The 24,279-nt window shown below is 38.8% G+C and carries 24 protein-coding genes and 1 pseudogene; 14 read left to right on the top strand and 11 right to left on the bottom strand.

What is annotated here, in order from left to right; genetic code table 11:
* From FS608_RS06595 to hppD, 7 genes are all read right to left on the bottom strand, one after another.
* Window positions 1-969, bottom strand: a complete 969-nt coding sequence (locus FS608_RS06595; RefSeq protein WP_144548442.1) for a cupin domain-containing protein — start codon at window positions 967-969, stop codon at window positions 1-3.
* Between the two features lie 40 nt (window positions 970-1,009).
* Window positions 1,010-1,666: a 3-oxoacid CoA-transferase subunit B gene (locus FS608_RS06590; RefSeq protein WP_144548441.1), complete on the bottom strand. Its 657-nt coding sequence runs from the start codon at window positions 1,664-1,666 to the stop codon at window positions 1,010-1,012.
* A gap of 24 nt (window positions 1,667-1,690) precedes the next feature.
* Entirely contained in the window at window positions 1,691-2,392 is a 702-nt protein-coding gene (locus FS608_RS06585) for a CoA transferase subunit A (RefSeq protein WP_144548440.1), read from the bottom strand.
* Between the two features lie 149 nt (window positions 2,393-2,541).
* Window positions 2,542-3,699: a homogentisate 1,2-dioxygenase gene (locus FS608_RS06580; protein WP_144548439.1), complete on the bottom strand. Its 1,158-nt coding sequence runs from the start codon at window positions 3,697-3,699 to the stop codon at window positions 2,542-2,544.
* A 27-nt stretch (window positions 3,700-3,726) separates the two neighbouring features.
* Window positions 3,727-5,025, bottom strand: coding sequence for a fumarylacetoacetase (gene fahA, locus FS608_RS06575; protein ID WP_144548438.1), 1,299 nt, complete (start codon window positions 5,023-5,025; stop codon window positions 3,727-3,729).
* Window positions 5,022-5,963, bottom strand: coding sequence for a hypothetical protein (locus tag FS608_RS06570; protein ID WP_144548437.1), 942 nt, complete (start codon window positions 5,961-5,963; stop codon window positions 5,022-5,024). Before FS608_RS06570 ends, fahA begins: the two co-directional genes overlap by 4 nt.
* A 62-nt stretch (window positions 5,964-6,025) precedes the next feature.
* Complete coding sequence (hppD, locus tag FS608_RS06565; RefSeq protein ID WP_144548436.1) at window positions 6,026-7,147, bottom strand: 4-hydroxyphenylpyruvate dioxygenase; 1,122 nt, start codon at window positions 7,145-7,147, stop codon at window positions 6,026-6,028.
* Between the two features lie 238 nt (window positions 7,148-7,385).
* On the opposite strand from hppD, the gene FS608_RS06560 reads away from it, so the two are divergent.
* The 14 genes from FS608_RS06560 to FS608_RS06495 all read left to right on the top strand — a co-directional run bounded on the left by FS608_RS06560 (window position 7,386) and on the right by FS608_RS06495 (window position 20,907).
* Window positions 7,386-7,637: a DUF1450 domain-containing protein gene (locus FS608_RS06560; RefSeq protein ID WP_186328629.1), complete on the top strand. Its 252-nt coding sequence runs from the start codon at window positions 7,386-7,388 to the stop codon at window positions 7,635-7,637.
* Between the two features lie 144 nt (window positions 7,638-7,781).
* On the top strand, window positions 7,782-8,438 hold the full coding sequence (locus FS608_RS06555) for an Ntn hydrolase family protein (RefSeq protein WP_186328628.1): 657 nt from the start codon (window positions 7,782-7,784) through the stop codon (window positions 8,436-8,438).
* 256 nt (window positions 8,439-8,694) lie between these two features.
* A complete protein-coding gene (locus tag FS608_RS06550) occupies window positions 8,695-9,396 on the top strand; it encodes a GntR family transcriptional regulator (RefSeq protein WP_144548433.1) in 702 nt (233 codons plus the stop codon).
* Window positions 9,397-9,410: 14 nt separating this feature from the next.
* Window positions 9,411-10,301: a hydroxymethylglutaryl-CoA lyase gene (locus FS608_RS06545; protein WP_186328627.1), complete on the top strand. Its 891-nt coding sequence runs from the start codon at window positions 9,411-9,413 to the stop codon at window positions 10,299-10,301.
* A 101-nt stretch (window positions 10,302-10,402) separates the two neighbouring features.
* On the top strand, window positions 10,403-11,563 hold the full coding sequence (locus tag FS608_RS06540) for a CaiB/BaiF CoA transferase family protein (protein WP_144548431.1): 1,161 nt from the start codon (window positions 10,403-10,405) through the stop codon (window positions 11,561-11,563).
* 146 nt (window positions 11,564-11,709) lie between these two features.
* Complete coding sequence (locus FS608_RS06535; protein ID WP_144548430.1) at window positions 11,710-13,041, top strand: CitMHS family transporter; 1,332 nt, start codon at window positions 11,710-11,712, stop codon at window positions 13,039-13,041.
* A gap of 42 nt (window positions 13,042-13,083) precedes the next feature.
* On the top strand, window positions 13,084-13,614 hold the full coding sequence (locus FS608_RS06530) for a gamma carbonic anhydrase family protein (RefSeq protein WP_144548429.1): 531 nt from the start codon (window positions 13,084-13,086) through the stop codon (window positions 13,612-13,614).
* A 193-nt stretch (window positions 13,615-13,807) separates the two neighbouring features.
* Entirely contained in the window at window positions 13,808-14,128 is a 321-nt protein-coding gene (locus FS608_RS06525) for a YerC/YecD family TrpR-related protein (protein ID WP_144548428.1), read from the top strand.
* Window positions 14,129-14,395: 267 nt separating this feature from the next.
* Window positions 14,396-16,024 carry a nickel ABC transporter substrate-binding protein gene (gene nikA, locus FS608_RS06520; protein WP_144548427.1) on the top strand — a complete coding sequence of 543 codons (1,629 nt, stop codon included), beginning with the start codon at window positions 14,396-14,398 and terminating at the stop codon, window positions 16,022-16,024.
* A gap of 17 nt (window positions 16,025-16,041) precedes the next feature.
* Entirely contained in the window at window positions 16,042-16,983 is a 942-nt protein-coding gene (gene nikB, locus FS608_RS06515; protein WP_144548426.1) for a nickel ABC transporter permease subunit NikB, read from the top strand.
* Entirely contained in the window at window positions 16,983-17,816 is an 834-nt protein-coding gene (gene nikC / locus FS608_RS06510) for a nickel ABC transporter permease subunit NikC (protein WP_144548425.1), read from the top strand. The genes nikB and nikC overlap by 1 nt, the downstream gene beginning before the upstream one ends.
* A 15-nt stretch (window positions 17,817-17,831) precedes the next feature.
* Window positions 17,832-18,659, top strand: coding sequence for a nickel import ATP-binding protein NikD (gene nikD / locus FS608_RS06505; protein WP_144548635.1), 828 nt, complete (start codon window positions 17,832-17,834; stop codon window positions 18,657-18,659).
* Window positions 18,660-18,685: 26 nt separating this feature from the next.
* Window positions 18,686-19,495, top strand: a complete 810-nt coding sequence (gene nikE, locus FS608_RS06500) for a nickel import ATP-binding protein NikE (protein WP_144548424.1) — start codon at window positions 18,686-18,688, stop codon at window positions 19,493-19,495.
* A 95-nt stretch (window positions 19,496-19,590) separates the two neighbouring features.
* Window positions 19,591-20,907: an MATE family efflux transporter gene (locus FS608_RS06495; protein WP_144548423.1), complete on the top strand. Its 1,317-nt coding sequence runs from the start codon at window positions 19,591-19,593 to the stop codon at window positions 20,905-20,907.
* Window positions 20,908-21,172: 265 nt separating this feature from the next.
* Here FS608_RS06495 and FS608_RS06490 read toward each other — a convergent pair.
* From FS608_RS06490 to FS608_RS06470, 4 genes and pseudogenes are all read right to left on the bottom strand, one after another.
* Window positions 21,173-21,478 (bottom strand): annotated as a pseudogene (locus tag FS608_RS06490) (tyrosine-type recombinase/integrase); the annotation flags it as partial.
* 246 nt (window positions 21,479-21,724) lie between these two features.
* Complete coding sequence (locus tag FS608_RS06485; protein WP_260871617.1) at window positions 21,725-22,468, bottom strand: TIGR03943 family putative permease subunit; 744 nt, start codon at window positions 22,466-22,468, stop codon at window positions 21,725-21,727.
* 401 nt (window positions 22,469-22,869) lie between these two features.
* Window positions 22,870-23,280, bottom strand: coding sequence for a Fur family transcriptional regulator (locus FS608_RS06475; protein WP_144548422.1), 411 nt, complete (start codon window positions 23,278-23,280; stop codon window positions 22,870-22,872).
* A gap of 18 nt (window positions 23,281-23,298) precedes the next feature.
* A complete protein-coding gene (locus tag FS608_RS06470; RefSeq protein WP_186328626.1) occupies window positions 23,299-24,216 on the bottom strand; it encodes a metal ABC transporter solute-binding protein, Zn/Mn family in 918 nt (305 codons plus the stop codon).
* Window positions 24,217-24,279 lie beyond the last annotated feature (63 nt).

The following is a 24,279-nucleotide window of genomic DNA, read 5'->3' as shown; positions in this document are numbered from 1 at the left end:
CTATTCCTCATCATAATGAGTAAATTGGATATCCAAAGTACGAAGGTAGGTTTGCAAACCTGCATCTTGGATCGGGATAATGAATGCTGGTTCCCCTGATTCATTGTGGTGAGAGTGCCATAGCCCTGGTGGGGTAACGAAGGCTTTTCCTGTTACCCAGTCAATCCGAAACGGATCAATGATTTGTTTTGTGAGAGGGTCTACCTTATCCCCAACTAATGTATATGTCCCAGGTGCAGCATAGGCAACAAAGTCAAGTGCAACTGATTTATGACTGTGTGGAGCTTGGTTGGCGCCTGCGGGAACAATACCAAACATTGCCCATAACACATGCGTAATGGTTAAAGTTTGTTCGAAATTTTGATTATTTAACAAGATGGAGATACGATTTTTTAAATGGGCATCGGGTGCATTAGCTACTTCATCTAATTTTGCTTTCGCCCGTTCCGCTGTATAAAGTGTCGGTTTAAAACGTGCTTCTGTTGCTTTAGCTCCCAAATAATCAAGAAGGGGAGTATCCAAAATATAGTAAATCGTCGAATCCTCCGCTGCTATATGATGGCTTACTGATCCAGATGGAAGTGTTAAAAAGTCACCTTTTTTCCAACTGATTTTTTGACCGTTGACCTCAGTTGTGCCGGCCCCGGAAATAATATAATATAATTCACTGGTTGCGTTTGGTTGTGTATGAATCGAATCGCCTTCATTAATTCGGATAAAATGTGCAAGGAGGGAGGGGCTCGTTGCTGGATATTTGGTTTTCAGCTCATTAGATAAATCCAGTGATATCATACGAGTTTCTCCTGAATTATATAGTTCAGGTGCAAATTCTTTAGGTGGGATCGGACTAGTAATCCCACTGCCAATTGGATCAGCAGCAGTACTATACTCGTAAAAAAGGGCATCCTCAGTCCAGTTTTCGCTTACAGTTCCAATAGTAAATTCCCCTGGTTGTACATGATTTGACATAAATAAACCTCCTCATTTATGTAAACTTTTTCTGTTCTTATCATTTAATTTGTACTAACATTTTAGGCGAAACAGTAAATTGTGCTTCTGTTTTTTCCTTAACTTCTTCCACAGTTACACCTGGCTGCGTTTCAATAAGGACCATGCCTGAAGGGGTAAAGTCAAATACAGCTAAATCAGTAATTAGCCGGTGCACGACTTGTTTTCCTGTTAGGGGAAGAGAGCAATTTTTTTTGATTTTAGAATCCCCATGCTTGTTTACATGTTCCATAATCACAACTAACCGTTTGGCACCATTGACGAGGTCCATTGCACCTCCCATGCCTTTAACCATTTTTCCTGGAATCATCCAATTAGCAAGGTCACCGTTTTCAGAAACTTCCATGCCGCCAAGAATGGCTAAGTCAATATGGCCGCCGCGAATCATCGCAAATGATTCGGCACTATCAAAAAACGAAGATCCAAGTACAGTTGTAATCGTTTCTTTTCCTGCATTAATTAAATCGGGATCTTCTTGACCATCAAGAGGATAGGGGCCAATTCCTAGTAAACCGTTCTCTGACTGTAATAAAACATTTATATCCGCCGGAATTTCATTGGCTACCAAAGTCGGCATCCCGATTCCGAGATTAACATTCATACCGTCCTTAATCTCTTTTACTGCTCTTCTTACAATGGTTAACCGTAGATCATTCATATTGCTCTGCTCCTTATGGGTAGGTTACACGCGGACAACCGTACGCCGCTCAATTTTCTTTTGATAATTAGTGCCTAATAGAATTCGTTGTACATAAATGCCTGGTGTATGAATCTCATTCGGATCAAGTTCACCTGGTTCAACTATTTCTTCAACTTCCGCAATCGTAATCCGGCCTGCCATAGCAGCGAGGGGATTAAAGTTCCTTGCCGTTTTTCTGTAAACAAGGTTTCCGAGTGTATCTGCTTTCCATGCTTTTACAAGAGCATAGTCTCCAACGATTCCACGTTCAAGCAAATACATTTTTCCGTCAAATTCTTTCACTTCTTTTCCTTCTGCTATCGGGGTACCAACGCCAGTAGCTGTATAAAACCCAGGAATGCCTGCACCGCCTGCCCGGATGCGCTCCGCAAGGGTCCCTTGTGGGGTTAATTCGACTTCCAGTTCACCGCTTAGAAACTGTTGTTCAAAGATTTTATTTTCTCCGACATACGAAGACACCATTTTTTTTATTTGTTTATTTGCTAGGAGGAGACCTAAACCCCAGTCATCCACACCGCAATTATTACTTACGACTGTTAAATTTTTTGATCCTTTTTCCTTCAGTGCTTGAATGGCATACTCTGGAATACCACATAAACCAAATCCGCCGACAATTATTGTTGAACCATCTTGAATGTCTGAGACTGCTTCCTTAAATGAGTCCATTAATTTAGTACTTTTCATTGATTTGCCTCACTCTTCTAATTTCGATATTTTATTAATTCATGATTTTCAAAGAATAGACACGATAAGGGCGCAAGGGGAGAGCCTGCGCCAGTGAACCTTAGTAATATCATAGAAAAGAAAACCCAACATGCCGGCCGGGCCATAAACTATTTTGGCAGCCAGCTGCTCATATAATCATCCACTTCCAGAGGATGAGCATCCTTTACAATATAGAGTGGACGGAAAGTATCAATCATGACAGCAAGTTCGCGTGTCTCTTTTTTACCGATACTTTCTTCGATTTTGCCTGGATGTGGTCCATGTGGTAGTCCGCACGGATGAAGAGTAATAGAACCTTCCTCCACACCGCGCCTGCTCATAAAATCACCATCCACATAATAGAGGACTTCATCACTGTCCACATTGCTGTGCACATAAGGCGCAGGAATGGCCTCTGGATGGTAATCATATAAGCGCGGCACAAATGAACAGATGACAAAATTATGGCCTTCAAAGGTTTGATGGACGGGTGGCGGCTGATGAACACGGCCTGTTATTGGTTCAAAATCATGGATACTGAATGCATAAGGGTATAAATATCCATCCCAGCCAACTGCATCAAGCGGATGGAAATCATATGTATAGGAAGTGATCATCCCTTGTGCACGGACTCGAATTTCAAATTCACCTTTCTCGTTCTTGGGCTCCAATCTTTCCGGTGTCCGGATATCACGCTCACAGAAGGGAGAATGTTCGAGAAGCTGGCCGAATTCATTACGATAGCGCTTAGGTGTAACAATGGATGAATTGGATTCGACAACTAAAAAGCGTGCTTCTTCTGTTTCCAAAACAACACGGTAGGTGGTCCCAATAGGAATCACCAGATAATCCCCGGGCCCAAAACTTAACTCCCCAAAAATACTTTCAATTTTGCCGGTTCCTTCATGAACAAATAACATTTCATCGCCTTCGCCGTTCCGGTAAAAATAGTCCATCTGGCGATTAGGACGTGCCACGCCAAACGCGAGATCATCGTTTGCCATGAAAATTTTGCGAGCGGAGAGAAAATCACCGCCAACTTCTGTATTCCAAGTACGAAAATGACGATGTTTTAAAGGTCCTCTTTCCTCAAATTCATATCGAACATCACAAATTTTTTCCGCTTTTTTAACTTGTGTCGGCTGATTAATATGATAGATCAGTGATTGAATACTAGAGAAACCTTTCGTACCCATTAATTGCTCATAATAGAGACTACCGTCTTCTTGGCGAAATTGAGTATGCCGTTTATGGGGGATGCGGCCCATTTTCACATAATATGCCATTGTCTACTCTCCTTTTTATATTATATTTTAGATTTTTACGGCAGCTTGATCTCCTAATACTTTGGATTCAGAGTGTGCAGGTAGGATCTGACCGGTTACTTCACCAAAACCAATGCGATATCCTTCTCCTTGGCACCAGCCGCTAATGGTCAAGGTATCACCGTCTTCGATCCAGCTGCGCTCTCCGCCGCCGTTTAATTGGACCGGTTGTGAACCACGCCAGGAGAGTTCAAGCAGACTGCCGCGTTCTTCTCGATTAGGACCACTGATCGTTCCGGATGCCTGCATGTCACCAGGGCGGATGTTACATCCAGTAATGGTATGATGGGCTACCTGTTGGGCAATGGACCAATACATATAGTTGAAGTTGGTTTTTGTAATTCTAGTTTCTTCATCTGTGTTTTCAGGTGTTAAATAAACTTCTAGATTGATATTAAATGAACTATTTTTTCCTTGCTGCAAGTAAGGAAGGGGCTCTGGATCTTGCTTGGGCCCAGCCGTGCGAAAAGGTTCAAGCGCTTCTAACGGTACAACCCAAGGCGAGATGGATGTGGCAAAATTTTTCGCAAGGAAGGGGCCCAGTGGCTGATACTCCCATGCTTGAATATCACGTGCACTCCAATCATTCACAAGTACGAGCCCAAAAACATGGTCTTCCGCCTGATGAGCGGGAATAGGTTCACCAAGAGTATTGCCAGGGCCGATAAACCAACCCATTTCCAGTTCAAAATCAAGCTGTGTACATGGGCCGAATATGGGATATTCTGAATCCTTTGGTTTTCTTTGACCTAAAGGGCGCCGAATCGGGGTACCGCTGGGAACAATCGAACTCGCTCGACCATGATAGCCAATGGGTAAGTGTGTCCAGTTTGGCATTAAAGCGTTATCCTTACCTCTAAACATGGTTCCTACGTTGGTTGCATGTTCCTTTGAAGCATAGAAATCAGTATAATCACCAATCTCCGCTGGAAGCAGCATGGTTACATCTTCGATTCGGTGAAATGCTTGATCACGAAGATTTTCATCATCACGTAATACAGGAGTGTTTTCATCTAAAAGATATTGAAGTTTAGACCTCACGGCAGACCAAGTTGAACGGCCAAGTGCCATAAATGGATTGAGGGAAGGGGATGAAAAAATATTTTTTCCTTCCACACCTGTACCATCTAATAAGCCGGCTTGTTCAATTACGGATAAATCAAGAACATACTCCCCAATAGCCGTTCCAACACGAGGACTTTCACTATTTACCTGGAATATGCCATACGGTAAATTTTGAATAGGGAAATGTGATTCCGGTTTTGTTTCAATAAAAGATTTTTTCATCTTACTGCCTCCTTCTGAAATAAAACAAGTTCTCCTAGTTCTTCTCGTGGTTCATCAAAACTGCAGCTTCCGTATGAAAGAGCAAAAACATTACGTGCCTTGTTAATCTCTTTAGAGCTGACCGTTAAATTCCGCCAGCTGAGTTCATTTGTAGTAAAAATAAAATTTTTCGGGTCCTCTTCAAGTAATATCGCTTCAATCGTTTCTTCTGTAATGGAGAGGCAATAAGCCATAATCGATGCAGTAAAAACATTAACGAATCCATGCATGAAGGTCTTTACTTCTTTCCGGTATTGACGAATCGGGTGATGGAGACCAGCTGTAAATTTAAGTGCAAGTCCTAATCTATTACATTCATGGATCACGTACGCTGCTTTATTCGCAGATGGAAACAAATTTGCCGTTATTCCTCCCATTCGAAATTTAATCCCTATCGGGCGTGAAGAGTCTTGATTTAGCCTTTTGATTTTATTTAATGAGGATTGCAACTGTTTATTCATTCCTGCGATTTCACTATAAATTCGATATCCCGATATGAATTGATCTAACTTATCGAAAATTCTAGAACTCATTTGAAAGGAAGGCGGGACTTCAATCGCCTCTATCATTCCTGCCGTTTGGTAGGTTTCCGAAAAAAGCTGAATAGCATCCAAATCTGTGCTTAACTCATTAGATTTGGTAAGAATAATAGAGAGTCGAAGGGGCAACTGTTCATTAAATAATTCTCTAAAGGGTTCTAGTTCCCCTAATCGTGAAGCCGGTATGACAAACGCTCCAAGCATCCAGCTATCCTCTTCTTGAATGTAAGAATGATAGTTTAAGATCGCGTCTTTAAGAGGAAGTGCTGCAGGTGGGAATAAACCTGCATAATCGATTAGTTCTGTCATGTAATGACTGACCGCATCCTCTTTCCAATTTACCTTTACTTTTGTTAACATTTCACTAGCACCTCCTTTGAATAAGGCCATGCCAGCTATGAAACTGCCATGACCCGATTCGATTAAATATTTCCTCGAAGTTCCTGTTCCCGTTCAATGGATTCAAATAGGGCTTTAAAGTTGCCATCCCCAAAACCAAGTGCACCTTTTCGCTGAATAATTTCGATAAACATGGTTGGTCGATCCACAAGTGGTTTTGTGAAAATTTGGAGTAAATAACCTTCATCATCTCGGTCTACAAGAATATTTAGTTCCTGTAACTTTTTAACATCCTCATCAATTTCCCCAACACGATTGGCGAGTTCTTCGTAATAGGTTTCAGGAGTAAACAATAATTCCACTCCGTTTGCTCTAAGGGCTGCAACAGTGCCAATGATGTCATTGGTTAAGAGAGCAAGATGCTGAACACCTGGTCCATTATAGTAATCTAGGTATTCTTGAATCTGAGACTTGCGTTTTCCTTCCGCCGGCTCATTAATCGGGAATTTAATGCGTCCGGTTCCATTCATCATCACTTTTGACATAAGTGCAGAGTATTCAGTGGAGATATCTTCATCATCAAAATGCTTAAGAACGTTAAAGCCAAAAACTTTTTCATAATAATTAACCCATTCTTCCATTACTTCAACGTTCCCAACAAGATGGTCGACACCAATTAAGCCCGTAGGATTCGCTCCATATATATCTTCTCGGGCTTCATACCCTGGCATAAACACACCCTTATAATTGATCGGTTCAACAAGCGTATGAATAGTATCACCATATGTACCAAGAATCGCCTTTTTCACTTTGCCGTTTTCGTCTTCTTCTATCCAAGGGTCCCGTATGGCAATACCACCGCGTTCAATCGCACCTGCATAAGTTTTTTCTAGGTCCTTTACTAGAAGGGCGATATCTTTCACACCTTCACCGTGTGATTTAATGAATGCGGCAATGTCCGTTTGGTCCGATAAGGTTCCTGTTAAGATTAAGCGAATTGCCCCTTGCTCCAAAACATAGGAAACACGATCTCGGCAGCCTGTTTCCAATCCTCGGTATGCTACAAGCTTGAAGCCAAATGCTTTCGCGTAATAATAGGCAGCTTGTTTGGCGTTTCCTGTATAAATTTCTACGTAATGAACATTTTTGACCGGAAATACTTCTTCTTTTTTTGCTTTAGGTTTTGCCATCATTTTTTCAACCATTTGTATCGCTCCTTCAAATGTTTTATAAATAACAAACAGAATTTTCGAAATTCACTGCCTGTAATGTCACACATCATAATACAAAAAAAAAACGTGAGCAAACCTAGGATTTAACGCGGTTTTTCTTTTTAGTGGTAATAATTTAATGCGTTAAAGCTAGTGTGCGTTGCGGTGGGTTCTTGCGAATTTTTTAAATATTCCCATAAAATATGAGCAACAAATAAAGGGAGTGGTAAGGGTGAGCATTAAGGTGAAATTTTGTCCATGTAATTTTGAAGATGAGCTTGAAGAAACAAAAGAAAGATTAAGGGAGTGCGGGGATTTGGAGGTTATAGAAGAAAGATGCTTGTTGTATTGCGGACAATGCTTAATGGAACCATTTGCGCTTGTAAATGGAAAAAATATTGTCACAGATGAACCGGAAAAACTTTATGAAAAAATTAATCAGTATGTTACTGAGTTGAAGGAAGGAGTGGTAGTAAGTAAATAGTATTTTACGAGATTCAAGACTCATCTAAGTAAGGCGGATCCGAGAAAGCATCATCCCTTCAGAACGAGTAAATTTATGGTAAAATAAAAGGAAAGCCCTACGAAAATGGATTGTAGGGCATTCTTTATTTTGAAGGAGCATTTGATGACTGCGTTGATTGGGAAAAAATTTGAAGATAGTGTATTAATTATGGCAGATAAAAGAATTTCCTATAGGGGAACTGAAAAATTTAGTGATGATGAAAAGAAAATAATGGTGTTAAATCCTAAGGTAATATTTGCTTTTGCTGGTGTCAAAAATGTCATAGATTTGCCCCTGGAAGAACTTAAAACACTTGCAAGGAAAACAAATTCTCTGGAAGAAATAGAAGATCATGCAAAAAAATTATTTTTGGCCTCTTTGAATGTTTTCAAAAAATTAAATCCAGAACAGGACTATGCAACGGTTTATATTTTGGCTGGTTTTGCAGCTAATGGAATTCCTCGTGTGACCTATTTCTCTTCTGATGACGACTTCCAAACAGGAAATTTGCTTGAATTTTTTTATAAGACATTCCCAAATACCGAAATGGAGTTTTTAAGGAACTACCTGATCAAGGAAGTGGATAGTAGCAAGAAAAACATAAAATACTACATACGAAAATTTTCCACGGCAATACGCCGGATTAACAACGTAAAAGTGGGGAAAAGCGCATATGCTATCTTTTTATCTAAGAATGGTTTACTTGAAATGGAGATAAATGAGCAGGGAAAATTTAATATGGTTCCAATTAATATACATTCCTCAATTAATTCACTTTAATGCAGTAGTGTAAAACTGCATTAATGCAAAGGTGCTTTGAAGCGTAAGTTTGCATTATATAAAAAGTGATTATAATATTTAGAAAAATCAGAAATGGTTTTTCTTTTTTTCTTGCTTTAACACTATTATCACAGTAGAATTAGGAGGAATGATAGGATATAAAATTACTAAACTATTAAGAGTAATGCATGCGTAGAAGCGGAATGGTTTATTTTGCATACATTAACTGAAAATTCAGACTACGGGTGGGATAAAGTTGAAATCAAAAATCAATCAGTCTAAAACTCTTCAAAATCACGTTTATGAATATTTACATGAAAAGATTGTAAACGGATTCATACTTCCTGGACATCGAATTGTTGAAGAACAGGTTTCTCAAGAAACAGGGGTCAGCAGAAGTCCAATTCGTGAGGCAATTCGTCGGTTAAATAGTGATGGATTAGTATCGGTCAGTCCAAGAGGTGGAGTAAGGGTATATCGGCCGACGATTTCAGATTTCAACTATCTTTATGAATGCCGGTTAAGTCTAGAACCAGCTGCCGCTTATTATGCAGCTTTACGGATGAATGAGAAGCAGAGTAATCATTTAAAAAATGTAATGGAAGAAATGAACTTGGCGGTAGAGAGGAAAGATCTTGAAAAATTAAAGTATTTTAGTTCACAATTTCACTTTTTTATTGTAGAGGCAAGTGAAAACCCTTACTTAATGAAAATGATGAACCAGTTAAACTCGCTAATGTCTTTCTATCGAAATGCGGTATTAAATATACCAATGAGGCTAGAGGATGGTGCTAAGGAACACCAAGCGGTGTGGGAGGCACTTCAAACAAGAAATGGAAAAGCTGCAGAGGAGTTAATGAAGGCACATATTCAACGCGATTTTCAATTTTATATTTCTGAGTATTCAAATAAACAGATTGACGAGATCAATACATTAAAAAATTTAGAAAATTTTTGAATGGAGGTTCTAAGGTGATTTTTCCTGAAAAAATTCTTATACGAGATGTTTCATTAAGAGACGGTTTACAAAATGAACCAGTGTTTGTAGAAACCAATCAAAAGATTAATAAAATTAAAGATTTAATTGATGCAGGTTTCAGAAGACTAGAAGTGACTTCCTTTGTCCATCCAAAATGGGTTCCTGCCATGCAAGATGCGGATCTTTTAGGACAAAACTTGCCGATGGTACCTGGAGTTGAATACGAAGCGCTTGTTCCGAATCAACGCGGGTTAGACAGATTTTTACAATCTAAGATCGATAATGCCGTTTTTTTCCTTTCAGCTAGCACGAAACATAACCAGGCAAACTTGAATAAAATCTCCGATGAATCTTTAGAAGAAATTAAGAGTTTAGTTGAAAAAACTAAAGTGGAAGATAGAAGGGTGATTGGTGCGATTTCAACTGCATTTGTCTGTCCGTTCGCGGGGCATGTCCCTTATTCTGAAGTAGAAAGAATTGCAAGTAATCTTGTCAGCTATGGGGTTGATGAATTAGGACTTGGAGATACAATCGGTAAAGCAACGCCGAGACAGGTATTTGAATACTGCAGCCGTTTAGCTGAGAAATTCCCCGATATTCCAATAGGGCTTCACTTGCATGATACATATGGATTCGGCTTAGCGAATGTATTAGCTGGTATACAAGCAGGTGTTTATTTAGTGGATGTAGCCCAAGCCGGATTGGGAGGATGTCCATATGCTCCTGGTGCACCAGGAAATGTTCAGGCAAGCCGAGTCGTTGAATTTTTAGAACTGCAAAATATTCATACGGGTCTGGATCTGGAACGATTAAAGCAATTAGACCACTCTTTTTCTCAAATGGTTAGAGAGGCGGAAGCATTTACAAAAACTGTACAAGCTTAGCACGCGAAGGAGTTACTCTCCTTAAAATTGCATACATTGACTGAACATTCAGATAATTAATAACAGGAAACTTAGTCATTAAATGAGATGGAGGAAATCCCATGAGAAAACCATTAGATGGAATAAAAGTTTTAGAATTAGGAAATTTTGTGGCAGCCCCTTTTGCAGGAAAGATTTTTGGCGAATTTGGTGCCGAAGTGATAAAAGTAGAGGATCCAAAAAGTGGCGATTCCATAAGGAATTGGCGTGTAATGCATAAAGGAACCTCACTATGGTGGTATGTTCACGCAAGAAATAAAAAATCCATTACCTTAAACCTTCGTGAAGCAGAAGGCCAGGAAATGGTTCGGGAATTAGTAAAAGACGCCGATGTAGTGATTGAAAATTTCCGCCCTGGAACATTAGAAAAATGGGGAATTGGTTATGAAGATTTAAAGAAAATAAATCCAAGTATCATTATGACCCGGATTTCTGGGTATGGTCAAACCGGGCCATATCGTGACAAAGTAGGTTTTGGCAGTGTGGCTGAATCAATGGGCGGGCTTAGATATTTAACCGGGTTTCCTGATCGTCCGCCAGTTCGAGTTGGATTGGCGATTGGGGATTCGATTGCAGGCCTTTATGCAGTGAATGGAACATTAATGGCATTAAGAGCTAGAGATATAGATCCATTGAAAAGAGGCCAATATGTTGATGTGGCTCTTACTGAAGCAGTCTTCTCATTGCTTGAGGGGGTACTGCCGGAATATGATTTGAAAGGTATTGTAAGAGAGAGAACAGGTGCTACCTTGGAAGGAATTGCTCCATCTAATACGTACCTTTGTGCGGATGGTAAGTATATTGTTATTGCAGCAAATAGCGACGGCATTTTTAAACGATTTATGGAGGCGATTGGTCGAACGGACTTGGCTGAGGATCCCAATCTCTCAAATAATCAGGGTAGAGCTCAACAAGCGGACCAATTGGATCAGATTATTGAGAAGTGGACAAAACTTTATACCCAAAAAGAAGTACAAAGAATCCTTGATGAAGCAGGTGTACCAGTAGGACCTATTTATAGTATTGAAGATATTGTGAATGATGAACAGTTCCAGGCGCGGGATATGCTTCAAACGGTTACTATACCAACTGGTGAAGAGGTATTAGTTCCTGGTATTGTTCCAAAATTATCGGAAACTCCAGGAAGTATTGAATGGATTGGCCCTAATCTCGGACAGCATAACGAAGAAATCATCGGTCATATACTTTGTAAGCAAAAATAGTCTGGTTTTTTAAGAGAATGATAGTCGAAATAACATTGCCTATATAACCTTGAATTGAATGGATTTTTAAACAAAATTAAGGCAGTAATAATTCCAGGCACCAATGATAACGCATACGATAACGAACATTGGGGAGGAAGAAGTATATGTTGTCCATTTTAGGGTTTTTGATGATTTTTACCTTCTTATTTTTGATTTTGACAAAACGTGTATCTCCGTTTTTGGGTTTAACCATTGTACCGATTATTTATGGTTTAATTGGAGGATATGGATCAGAACTAGGCAATTTAATGATGGAAGGAATTCTGAAGGTAGCACCTACTGCTATTCTATTATTATTTGCGATCATGTATTTTGGAATCATGTTAGACACGGGATTATTTGACCCATTAACTTCAAAAATCATTCAGTTAGCAAAAGGAGATCCGTTAAAAATCATCGTGGGAACGGCTGTGTTAGCGGGAATCATCGGATTCGATGGGGATGGATCGACAACGATGATGATTGTTATAACCGCTTTTCTTCCATTATATAAGAAACTTGGAATCAGTCCGATTATATTAGCTTCCATTACAATCATGCAAATTGGGATTACTACACTTGTTCCTTGGGGAGGCCCTGCTGGCCGGGTAGCAAGTGTACTGCATCTAGAACCTAATCAATTATATCTTCAAATGTTACCAGGAATGATTGTAAGTTTACTATTCGTTGTTGCTGTTGCTTATTTTATCGGGTTGAAAGAGCGTGCAAGATTCAAAAAGACAAGCAGCGAATCCATTTCTCTTTCGGATGCTAGAATTATCGATGCAGCAATTGAAAGCGCTGTAATAGAAAATATCACACCTGAAAATTTAAATGTGAAACGTCCGAAATTAATTTGGTTCAACCTTATTCTTTCCAGCTTAATTATGATTGCCATTGTTCTAGAATGGCTGCCACCAGCTACCCTTTTTATCCTAGGTACGGCTCTAGCCTTACTAATTAATTATCCGGCTCTTCAAAATCAGCGTGAACGCATAGAAGCGCATGCCCCTAATGCATTAGCCGTGGTAGTCGTGGTTCTGGCAGCAGGAATTTTTTCAGGAATCTTTAAAGGAACGCCTATTTCTGAATCTATGGCCCAAACGTTGGTTTCCATTATCCCTGATGGACTGGGCTCCTATATGGCGTTATTTACTGCTATTGTGAGTGGACCGGCCCTTTTCTTAATTGGTGCGGATGGGTTTTACTTTGGTATTCTCCCAATCTTAGCTGAAACAGGATCTAGTTACGGGATTGATGCGTTAAAAATTGGAACCGCTTCATTATATGGGACCCCATTTGGTATTATGGGCCCGCTTGTAGCGTCTGTTTATTTACTAATTAACATTACAGGGATAAATTTAGGCGATCTCCACAAGCACGCAGCGAAATGGTCTATAGGAATTATGCTTATCTATATTATCGTAGGAATGATCACTGGAATCATCTCGTTATAATGATGTGAAATCGTGCAAAAGGGTAAGGGAGGGGTAGGAAAAATGCTTTATAAATATAAAGGAAAATACCCAACTGTCCATTCAAGTACGTATTTGGCACCTGGTGCTCAGTTGATCGGCAATATTGAACTTAAGGAAGAGACATCTGTTTGGTTTAATGCGGTTATAAGAGGAGATAATGAAAAAATTACGATAGGAAAAGGCTCTAATATCCAAGATGGTGCTATTGTCCATGTAGACCCAGGCTATCCAGTCCATGTTGGAGAGTACGTAACCATTGGTCATAATGTGGTGTTACATGGATGTACCGTAAAGGATGGAGCATTAATTGGGATGGGGGCGACTATCTTAAATGGCGCCGTTATAGGAGAAGGGGCCCTAGTGGCTGCTGGTGCACTTGTACCGGAAGGTAAAATAATTGAACCAGGTGTTTTAGTGGCTGGAGTTCCGGCAAAGGTGATTCGAACACTTACTCCTGAGCAGATTGAGCAATCAAAAGGTGGAGCACTTCATTATGTCAAGAACGGGGAAAATTTTCGAGAAGAGAACATTGTCGCAATAGCTAAGTCTTAAACTATGAATTTACTATAAAAGGAAAACCCACAGATATTCAATTGGTATGTCGCTGTACTTGATTAACCAATGCCGGGAAGGGGAAATATCTATGGGAGATTCCCCCTTCCTATAATAAAAAGAATAAAAATCCTAGTTTCTTCTATTATATATGTCAATTATGATTATTTCGATATTCAGTGGAGGCATGAAAATGTATATAAAAAAATTACCCCAGAAACCGATTGATCAACTATTTCATGCGATCCTTTCGTTACAATCAAAGGAAGAGTGTGCCGCATTTTTTGATGATCTATGTACGATGAATGAATTAAAGGCTTTTGTACAAAGGCTTGAAGTGGCAAGATTACTAAATGAAGGCATTACATATATGGATATTCAAATAGAAACAAATGCCTCATCAACTACGATTACAAGAGTTAAGAAGCTATTAGACTATGGAAGTAATGGTTATCACACTGTTTTAGAACGAATAGAAACTAACGTTAAGTCAGAAAAAAGCTTACAGACATAGGGTCACATCCTTTTAGGGTTTAAGAAATAAAAAAAGTAAAATACTCACGAGTGTTGTTAATTCAACAATTGTGAGTGTTTTTTGTTTTTGGGGAAAAAGCTGAAAAAGGAAGGATGGTATTTTTCTTATACATTTTTCTCATAAGGTTTTCCTTAATCTACAAGTCTAGTGGGTTTAATAAATAAAAGAGCCAACATTACATTGACAAGACTATGGAATGCCCTTACAATTGAAAATGATTATCAACATCATTGGGAGGAAATAAAAATGTTTCATGCCATTAAAAGTCGGAATATTTTAAAACCATTTATTTTTGTTTTTTTATTATCATCAGTATTACTTGGTTGTACAAATTCTAGTGATAAGGATACAACGTCAAAGAACGTAAAAGAAAAAAATATGCTAACGGTTGCTTGGCCGAGGGATGTGGGAGAAATGAATCCCCATGTGTATAATCCTTCACAATTATTTGCTCAATCGATGGTATATGAACCGTTAGTAAGTTACGGCGTTGGGGGAGAGCTAAAGCCGAGTCTTGCTGAGTCTTGGGAAATTTCTAAAGACGGAAAAGTATATACATTTCATCTGCGTCAAGGTGTGAAATTTTCTGATGGAACAAGCTTTAATGCAGAAATTGTAAAAAAGAATTTTGATACCATTTTGAATCATATGGAATTACATAGTTGGTTGGGATTCCTTTCGAAAATAGCTAGTACAGAGGTTATCGACCAAAATACATTTAAAATGACATTAACGGAAGCCTATTATCCAACCATTCAAGAGCTAGCTGTTGTTCGACCGGTTCGTTTCTTAGGTGAAGCTGGATTCCCCGAAAATGGTGATACTTCAAAAGGAATTGCGAAACCAGTTGGTACAGGCCCATGGATTTTGGAAGAGCATAAAGCGGATGAATATGCGATCTTCAAACGCAACGAAAACTATTGGGGCGAGCTTCCAAAGGTAGAAAAAATCCAAGTGAAAGTTATTCCTGATGCAGAAACGAGAGTACTAGCGTTTGAAAAAGGTGAGCTAGACTTAATTTATGGAGAAGGTGTCATCAGTTTAGACGCGTTCAAACAATTAGAATCAACTGATAAATATGAAACCAGCATTTCTGAGCCAGTCGCGACCAGACAACTTGTTATGAATACAAACAGAGAGCAGCTTTCCGATGAACGTGTTCGCCAAGCCTTACAATATGGATTTAATAAAGAGGCAATGGTGAAAGGAATCACTTCTGGATTAGAAGAAGCAGCAGATTTTATTCTACCAACAAACTTGCCTTATACTTCCGAAATTGATGTGACGAAAATTGGATATGATGTTAAGAAGGCAGAAGCGTTATTAGACGAAGCAGGCTGGAAACTTCCTAAAGGGAAAACCGTTCGTGAAAAAGATGGAAAACCGCTTGAAATTGAGATGATGTACGATTCAGCAGAATCTATTCAAAAAGCAATGGCAGAAACGCTGCAATCAGAATGGGCTGCCATTGGTGTAAAATTAAATATTGTTGGGGTAGAGCTTGCAGTTCAAGTTCAAAGATTTAAAGATAATAAGTTTGATATTAATTTCTTTAGTAACTACGGTGCTCCATATGATCCGCATACATTTATAAACATTGTGGCAAAAGAAGGATTTGGATTTAATGAAGCTATTTCAGCCTATCCAAACAAAGCGGAATTACTAAAGCAAATCGCACGGATACCGCAGACAACTGACGAAGCAGAACGTCAACAACTATACACATCTGTTTTAACATCATTGCAAGAACAGGGAGCTATTGTTCCTGTTTCTTATATTAAGAAAACAGCGATTTATCAAAAAAATGTCACTAATTTTTCATTCGCTGCGAATCGTGACGAAAATCCATTTACAGGAATTAGCATCAAGGAGTAAGCAGTAGGAGGCTTTTCATGGGCACTTATATAATAAAACGAGTTATGTCCATAATCCCAGTTTTTCTTTTGGCCGCACTTCTAACAACTGGGATGATTCACTTTTCACCAGTGGATCCGGCCGAGGCTTATTTAACAGCAGCCCATATCGAACCGACCGATGAAATCTTGGCCCAGAAAAGACATGAGTTTGGTTTAGATCAACCATTCTATATTCAATATGTAAACTCTATTATGAAGATATGCCAACTTGATTTTGGCATATCTTATGTTTCGAATAAGCCCGTTTGGGACGAGGTAATATACCGAATTCCAGCAACCCTCCAGCTTGCGCTAGGGAGTTTATTCATCGCGGTGTTTGTCAGTGTCCCGCTTGGTTTTCTGGCAGGAGTAAAGAAAAACAGCGCGATTGATCATTTCAGTCGCTTGCTCTCCTTTTTCGGGGCATCCATTCCTTCTTTTTGGCTAGGTTATCTATTGATTTTTTTCTTTTCTGTAAAACTTGATCTTTTCCCAGTTGAGGGCTTTGGAACATGGCAACATCTTGTATTGCCTTCGATTACGCTGGCTCTTCCTTTAATTGCGATGTACACAAGATTGTTGCGTACTAGTATTCTTGAGAATTTACAAGAGCCCTATGTGCTATTCGCTAGGACAAGGGGGATCAAAGAAAAATCGATTATGGCTAAGCATGTCTTAAGAATTGCCATTTCCCCGATGATTACTGGTCTGGGGATGAATCTTGGGAAACTGCTGACTGGAACGATTATCGTGGAGACTGTTTTTTCTTGGCCAGGGTTTGGCCGTTATTTTATTGAAGCGATTTTTAACCGTGACATCCCTATCATTCAATGCTATGTACTAATTGCAGCTAGTTTATTTATCTTTAGCAATTTAATGGTGGATTTGATTCAAATGTATATTGACCCGCGCATATCCAGGAAAGAAGGGAACCGCTGATGATAACCAGTATACGGAAGGTATTCATAAGTCAAAAAGTGATTCCCATATGTTCGGTGATTTTAGGTATACTTTTTCTATTGGCGATATTTGCTCCGTGGATCGCACCAAATGATCCGATTGCGGTCAATTTACTTAATAAACTACAGCCTCCTTCTTGGGAATTTCCATTAGGGACCGACCACTTAGGAAGATGTAACCTATCACGGCTTTTATATGGAGCTCGAATTTCCTTAGGCTTTGCCATGCTCATTTTCATTGCATCATTAGTGATTGGTTTAATCGTTGGCACCTTCTCAGGGTATAAAGGAGGCTGGGTTGATCAAGTTTTGATGAGATTTTGTGATGGTGTGATGGCTTTTCCTAGTCTTATCCTAATACTTGGTCTGGTTGGTATTTTCGGTCCTGGACTTCGGCAGGTCATTATAGCGTTAATGCTTGTCCAGTGGGTCTATTATGCCAGAATGTTCCGAGGAATGGCACTTAGTCTGAAGGAACAAAACTTTATTGCAGCGGCGAAAATAAGCGGATCATCGCAATGGAAGATCATTAAACATCATATTGTCCCAAATGTGCTCCCTCCACTTGTGGTTATGGGTACATTAGAAATGGGTTGGGCGATCATGGATATATCCGCCATGTCGTTTCTTGGTTTAGGAGTACAACCGCCTACACCTGAATGGGGAGCGATGATTCACGAAGGAAAGTCATATATTCGGTCAAATCCAGAATTAATGCTTTATCCAGGGTTGATGATTATGCTCGTGATTGTGACCTTCAATTTATTGGGCGAAGCGTTATCCGAACGTTACGGAGTCAAACGTCGAACTTAAAAAGGAATGGGAATGTTGGGTATAGAAAAGTCGAATGTGTTACAAGTGAGAGATTTACATGTACAGGTCAAAACAAAAACGGGTGCTGCCACGCTTGTTGAGGATATCAATTTTGAACTGAAGCGTGGGGAGGTACTGGGTCTTGTTGGGGAAAGTGGCTGCGGTAAAACCGTTACGAGTATGTCTATTCTTCAACTTCTCAATCGGAAAACGACAACGATTGAAGGCAGTATTGTATTACAAGGACGCGAATTGAACGGTTTAGGAGAAAAAGAAATGCGTGAGATCCGCGGCAAGGATATCGCCTTTATTATGCAAAATCCAATGAATGCATTTACGCCTGTTTTTACAATTGGCCACCAATTTATTGAAACCATTCGTTCGCATACAAAATGGAATAAAAAACAAGCAACAGAGCTGGCCATAGAGGCGATGGAACATGTGAATTTACCAGATCCTATTAAACTATTAAAACAGTTTCCTTTTCAATTGAGTGGTGGTATGCTTCAACGGGTAATGATTGCTATTGCAGCATGTTTACATCCTGCCGTAATTATTGCCGATGAACCGACAACTGCACTTGATGTTAATAATCAAAAGAAAGTGCTGTACCACTTAGATCAAATTCGCTCTGAATATGGCTCTGCTATTCTTTTAATATCCCATGACCTCGGTGTCATTGCTGAAATGGCTGATGTAGTGGCAGTTATGCAGAATGGTCGAATAGTAGAAAAAGCTGGTGTCTTCCAACTATTTGACGAGCCACAGCATGAGTATACAAAGAGACTTTTAAATGCACGCTCCATATTAAATTTAGATGAACCTGTCATCCATTTAGCTTGACTTAAGTCTATATAAGGGGTGAAAAAATGAGTTTATTACAGTTAAATGAAGTAACCCATAGCTATGGATCTCGAACGTTTTTCAACTGGAAAGATCGTTCGAAAAAAATACTGTCCAACATTTCTCTTTCTATTGAGGAAGGAACCTGTTTAGGTTTGCTTGGTACGAGCGGAGCTGGGAAAAGTACCTTAGGACGAGTGATTCTTGGTCTGGAACGGCCGCAATCTGGTCAGGTTCTGTTTCAGGGGCAGGATCTTTATACGGCGGATAAGCAAAGTCGTCAAAAAATCCGCCGTGATCTTCAGGCGGTTTTTCAAGATTCCTACTCATCGGTCAACCCTCGAATGACGGCGGAACGAATTATTGCAGAGCCGTTGGAAAACTATGAAAAGCTCACAGTGGCAGAGCAAAAACGAACGGTTATTGAATTATTAGAAAGGGTAGGGCTAGGTGAAAAGGACTTGAAAAAATACCCTAATCAATTTAGCGGCGGGCAATTGCAAAGAATTAATATTGCAAGAGCCATCTCACTCAAGCCAAAGCTGATTGTTTTAGACGAATCTGTCAGTAGTCTAGATATGGTGAATCAAACCCTTATTTTAGACTTACTCAAGGAGTTAAAAGCAGACTTTGGGTTATCCTATCTTTTTATTACACATGATATTAAAGCTGCCTATACGATTAGTGATAGATTAGGTGTACTAGAAAAAGGAGAATTGGTCGAGCTTTATGATGAAAAAAATCAGTTTTTTACTTCAGAATATCCTGTAGTAACTGAGTTGAGAGATTCAATGCTGGCCGAACACCCACGTTTTCGTTCGGTTAGACGTGCTTGATTTAAACTTGATATGCACTTTTCGAATGCCTCGATATCTTTTACAAAATCGGGGCTATTGTTTTTATATGAATGAATAAAAGGAGGAAATTCCTAATGAATCACCGTGCGTACCTCACTTTGGCGATTCCTCTCACGATTTCGACGATGACAACGCCCTTGTTAGGTGCTGTAGACACAGCCGTTGTGGGACAGCTGCCCGATTCGGCCTATATTGGAGGTGTTGCTGTCGGGACACTTATTTTTAATACGTTGTATTGGGTATTTGGATTTTTACGGGTTAGCACATCTGCTTTTGCCGCCCAAGCGAATGGGGCAAGCGATCAAGCCCAAGGTATACTTGCGTTATCGCGTCCATTTTTGTTAGCTGTTGTGGTTGGGGTGTGTTTTATTCTCTTACAATGGCCAATTGAATATATAGCTATGATATTGTTTTCAAACGATTCTAATGTTAGTACGTTTGCAGCTGAATATTTTCGAATTCGAATTTGGGGAGCACCGTTTACATTGCTGAACTATGTGATCCTTGGCTGGCTAATGGGGATGGCAAAGATTAAAGAATCTTTATTTCTACAGGTGTTAATGAATGTGTTGAATATGATCTTGGCCATTCTTTTTGTTCATGTCTTTTCTTTTGCTGTAAAAGGGGTCGCTGCTGCCGCCTTGATTGCGGAAGTGACAGCCTTTATAGTAGGGATGATTATTGTGAGGAAAGCGTCACCTTTTGAATGGAGGTTACCATCCTTTCAAGAACTTATCGATACACAGTCAATGAAAAAGATGTTTAACGTGAACAAGGATTTGTTTATTCGAACGATTTGTTTATTAGTTGTTATTAATATGTTTACAGCCAAAGGTGCTTCGTTTGGAACAGACTTATTAGCTGCCAATGCTGTTCTATTTCAAATCCATTACATCATGGCTTATTTCTTCGACGGGTTTGCCAATGCCACAAGTATTCTGGTCGGCAAAGCAGTAGGCTCAAAGGACAGGGAATTATATAAAAAAACACTTACTTTATCAAAGCAATGGTCGGTAATTACGGCTATTGTTATCGCTTGTATTTATGGATTATTTCAAGAACAAATTATTGCGCTATTTACCAATCTACCAAGGGTTATCGAACTTTCAACCACCTATGGAACATGGTTGATCCTTTACCCTTTTGCTGCGTGTTTTGGCCTTGTCATTTATGGTGTCTTCACAGGTGCAACGGATATTGCTCCGGTTCGAAACTCTATGATTTACGCAATGATCCTCTATATCCTTATACAAATTACGGCAACACCAATCTGGCATAATCATGGCCTATGGCTTGCCTTCATTCTATACACGTTTGGGCGTTCGGGATTCTTGGTCATGTATACTCCTAGATTAAATAAAAGATTATTATCTATGAAGAATGGAATCTGAAAATAACAGCTTCTTCTGAATTGATTTTTTGTATGATTGTCATTACACAATGTTCGGCATAAAAACAGTCTTCAAAACAGTTTGAGAACAGCGTGTCAGGTCTGTTGGGTTCGATTCCCACGCAGTCCCGCCAACCTTGATATATAAGGTTTTTTGAGGAATTTTTATGAAGTTAATAAGGGAAATTTTAGTAAAGTTAAGTGGATAAAATTTGTCTTTGATCACCAATTGGTCACAAAAGATTTTTTTATAAATGTCTTTTATTTTATGAGCTGCTCAAATTGTTGAGCGGCTTCTTTTTGCATATTCGGTAAAACGTGAGTATAAGTGTCCATAGTAATACCGAAGTCGAATGGCCTAATCTTTCAGAAACCACTTTAGGATGGACCCCTTGTTGCAACATTAAAGTGGCGTGAGTGTGCCTTAAATCATGAAACCTTATATAAGGCAATCCCCTGGCTTCGACAACCTTACGATAGTTCCTGTGCATTTCAGTTGGTTGGACGAGTTTTCCGTTTCTTTGAGCAAAAACTAAATCTAAATCATTAAATTCTTGACCTAGTAAAAGCTTATATTCTAAATGCCGTTTATATAATTTTTTAAATTCCTTTTCAAGGGTAGTAGTTTGATTTTTGAAACTAAAGCACTACTTTAGTGCTTTAGTATTAGTTTTTGTGAAAAGTTTCATTTCAACTAAACTAGCTAATAGTTTGTAAACATTTTGCAATAAAAATAATAATCCCAACTCTTCTATCCTCCAATGCCAGCAACTGCAAAAAGCCAAATTTCATAAAATATCTGGTATTAATCAGGAGGTTTAATTTATTATTGCTAAGGTCAATTCAATTTTAATGCCGACATCAAACACATAGGGCTGCTGTGGAGCAGTAATTTTTGAAAGTTGGTCAATTTTTATAACGGGAATTGTTTCCCCATCGAATTGGGTTTGCTCAATCTTTCCTGTTACTTGAACCCATTTATCCTTTGGCAATGCAGCGACCTCTCCTTTTGCCATCATTCCATATACGGAGGCATCTGCAACACAACATGTGATTCCAAATCGAGCAACAATAATCTGGTTTTGCATAAATTCTTTTTCCCGATACACAAATCCTTTTGTGGTTACCGTTTTTCCAATCATTGCATTTAGATTATCTTGAATAATGTTCATTATGTTTACATATTGGTTATCGTATATATTAAGGCTATTAGCCTTTAGTATTTTATTCTTCAACGCATCATATTCTTTTTGAGTTAAAGGCTCAGGTTGATTATCCAGTACACTTTGTGTGTTCGTTGATGTATTCGATGTATTGGTATTAGATGATGATTGTATTTTTGAACTGTTATTTATAGTTTTATTTTGTTCAGTCAGTTGAGAGGTAGCTCCCAATTTAATTGTTCTATTCATTGCAACAGAGCTGCCCAAAACATTGTTCGAGAAAAGAAATCCTGTCGTTATAGGAATAATAAACAATAAATAAAGAAACACACTTTTCCCGAAAGAGGAAGGATAGGTATGATCTCCGTCACAATCATAGAGTGTTTTTAATAGTTTTATTTCCTCTATGGTGATTGTGGTGGTGATGGTCTTCCTTCTGCACTTTTAGAATATTTTCACCTTTAAAACGTCTGTAAATGATTAATCCAATAATAATGGAACTTATAAATCCTACAAACATCCTTGCATTGGCTACATAAGGTGTGCTTTTAAATGCAAAATAAGTAGACGCATAAACTTAAGTGCTGATTATGACTAAGGAAAAGGAAATATTAGAGAATCGTCTATAGCTCAATCCAAAAAACCCTCGATAATTCATTCTTGAGTCAAGGAGGGCTCAAAGTCTTTAAGTTATGAAATTCTAACGTAATTTAATAGCATTGCCGATTAAGAACGTGCAGTGGTGTGTGACGTCGAGGGGGGGGGCATACACGCCTATTTTACCCAAAAGGTTTTATCTACTAATCACAATCCTTACAATAACCATAAATTTCAAATTTATGTCCAGTAATCTCAAAACCATCTGGTACATTAGATATGTTATTCATAGGACATCCCTCAAAAGGTATCGTTTTCCGGCATTTGATGCAAATTATATGATGCTGATGGTGATCATTTGAACTAGCAAAACGAAAAAGCCTTTCTCCTTCAAATTCTGTCGATTCTAATATACTAAGCTCCTCAAACAAGGATAGATTTCGGTAAATAGTGTCAATGCTTAGGTTTGGATAATCTTTTTGCATAAATCCAAACACTTCTTTTGCAGACAAATATCGATTTTCATTATAAATACGATGCATTATTAATTCTCTTTTACCAGTGTATTTATAACCCTTTACCTTTAACAACTGTAAAGCGCTATTCGCATTCATCTAATTAACATCTCCAAGTTACTTACTATCTATTGCCTTTGCAACATCGTCCAGTTGATCTACCATCCATTGGAGATAATTTTTCCCTTTTGGCTCAGTCTCGGTTACCTTTACAATTGGTATACTGTTGGAATTTGCAAGTTTAACGATATTATCTACCACTGGAGTTGAATTTTGAGTATTATGGACAAGTAATTTAACTTTCTTTCCATTTAAATCATTTTGCAAAGCTGCGATATCTGCTGGTGCAGGATCAGTACCCTCGTCTATTGCTCTAGCAAACTTAGAATCATTAATCTTTAAATTTAAAGCTTGAGCCATGTAGTCAAAGATTGGTTCAGAAACACTTATATTAGTTGCAGATTCTTGCTTTAATTTTTGAACTTTCTCTTTCAATGGATCAAGCGATTTTATAAAAGTTTGGGCTCTTTTATTAAAAGCTTCCTTCTGGGTCGGATCTAGTTTGGATAAATCATCCGCCAATTTGATAGCTAATTTAGGCATGGTTGTTGGGTCATACCAAACATGTTCATTCTCTCCTTCCTTTACGCCCATGATGTCCTCAGCTACTTGAATTGCAGATTTTGAACTGGCAGAAGATGAAGATTTGATCACCTTATCCATCCACGCGTCGTATCCAGCGCCATTATACACGATAATTTGCGCATCATTGACTAATTTCGAGGTTTCAGCAGTAGGTTCATAATCATGTGGATCAACGTTAGGATTATCTAAAATCGACGTAACTTCTACACGATTTCCTCCTACAGCTTTTGCTACTTCCCCGTAAAAATTCTCAGCAGCAACGATTTTAATTTTAGAATCAGAACCATCTGGTGCTGAAGTTGTTGTTTTTGATGAATCAGCACAACCTGACAGAAGTAGAAGGGAAGCAGAACATCCTACAGCTAAAAGTGAATACCATTTTTTTCGCATGATTTTGTTTTCCATTTTAATATTTCTCCTTTATTTTAAATAGTTATCCCTTTAAATAGCTTG

The organism is Bacillus sp. X1(2014) (assembly GCF_007678255.1).
The sequence above is the reverse complement of the archived record's forward strand: the minus strand, read 5'-3'. Positions and strand labels throughout refer to the sequence as shown.

Coding starts and splice junctions, on each gene's coding strand:
- FS608_RS06525 (WP_144548428.1), top strand. CDS start 13,808: ATGTATATAAAAAAATTACCCCAGAAACCGATTGATCAACTATTTCAT.
- FS608_RS06585 (WP_144548440.1), bottom strand. CDS start 2,392: ATGAAAAGTACTAAATTAATGGACTCATTTAAGGAAGCAGTCTCAGAC.
- FS608_RS06540 (WP_144548431.1), top strand. CDS start 10,403: ATGAGAAAACCATTAGATGGAATAAAAGTTTTAGAATTAGGAAATTTT.
- FS608_RS06530 (WP_144548429.1), top strand. CDS start 13,084: ATGCTTTATAAATATAAAGGAAAATACCCAACTGTCCATTCAAGTACG.
- FS608_RS06570 (WP_144548437.1), bottom strand. CDS start 5,963: ATGTTAACAAAAGTAAAGGTAAATTGGAAAGAGGATGCGGTCAGTCAT.
- FS608_RS06475 (WP_144548422.1), bottom strand. CDS start 23,280: ATGAATGCGAATAGCGCTTTACAGTTGTTAAAGGTAAAGGGTTATAAA.
- FS608_RS06535 (WP_144548430.1), top strand. CDS start 11,710: ATGTTGTCCATTTTAGGGTTTTTGATGATTTTTACCTTCTTATTTTTG.
- FS608_RS06595 (WP_144548442.1), bottom strand. CDS start 969: ATGTCAAATCATGTACAACCAGGGGAATTTACTATTGGAACTGTAAGC.
- hppD (WP_144548436.1), bottom strand. CDS start 7,147: ATGGTTGAAAAAATGATGGCAAAACCTAAAGCAAAAAAAGAAGAAGTA.
- nikA (WP_144548427.1), top strand. CDS start 14,396: ATGTTTCATGCCATTAAAAGTCGGAATATTTTAAAACCATTTATTTTT.
- nikB (WP_144548426.1), top strand. CDS start 16,042: ATGGGCACTTATATAATAAAACGAGTTATGTCCATAATCCCAGTTTTT.
- nikE (WP_144548424.1), top strand. CDS start 18,686: ATGAGTTTATTACAGTTAAATGAAGTAACCCATAGCTATGGATCTCGA.
- nikC (WP_144548425.1), top strand. CDS start 16,983: ATGATAACCAGTATACGGAAGGTATTCATAAGTCAAAAAGTGATTCCC.
- FS608_RS06470 (WP_186328626.1), bottom strand. CDS start 24,216: ATGCGAAAAAAATGGTATTCACTTTTAGCTGTAGGATGTTCTGCTTCC.
- FS608_RS06555 (WP_186328628.1), top strand. CDS start 7,782: ATGACTGCGTTGATTGGGAAAAAATTTGAAGATAGTGTATTAATTATG.
- FS608_RS06580 (WP_144548439.1), bottom strand. CDS start 3,699: ATGGCATATTATGTGAAAATGGGCCGCATCCCCCATAAACGGCATACT.
- fahA (WP_144548438.1), bottom strand. CDS start 5,025: ATGAAAAAATCTTTTATTGAAACAAAACCGGAATCACATTTCCCTATT.
- FS608_RS06495 (WP_144548423.1), top strand. CDS start 19,591: ATGAATCACCGTGCGTACCTCACTTTGGCGATTCCTCTCACGATTTCG.
- FS608_RS06590 (WP_144548441.1), bottom strand. CDS start 1,666: ATGAATGATCTACGGTTAACCATTGTAAGAAGAGCAGTAAAAGAGATT.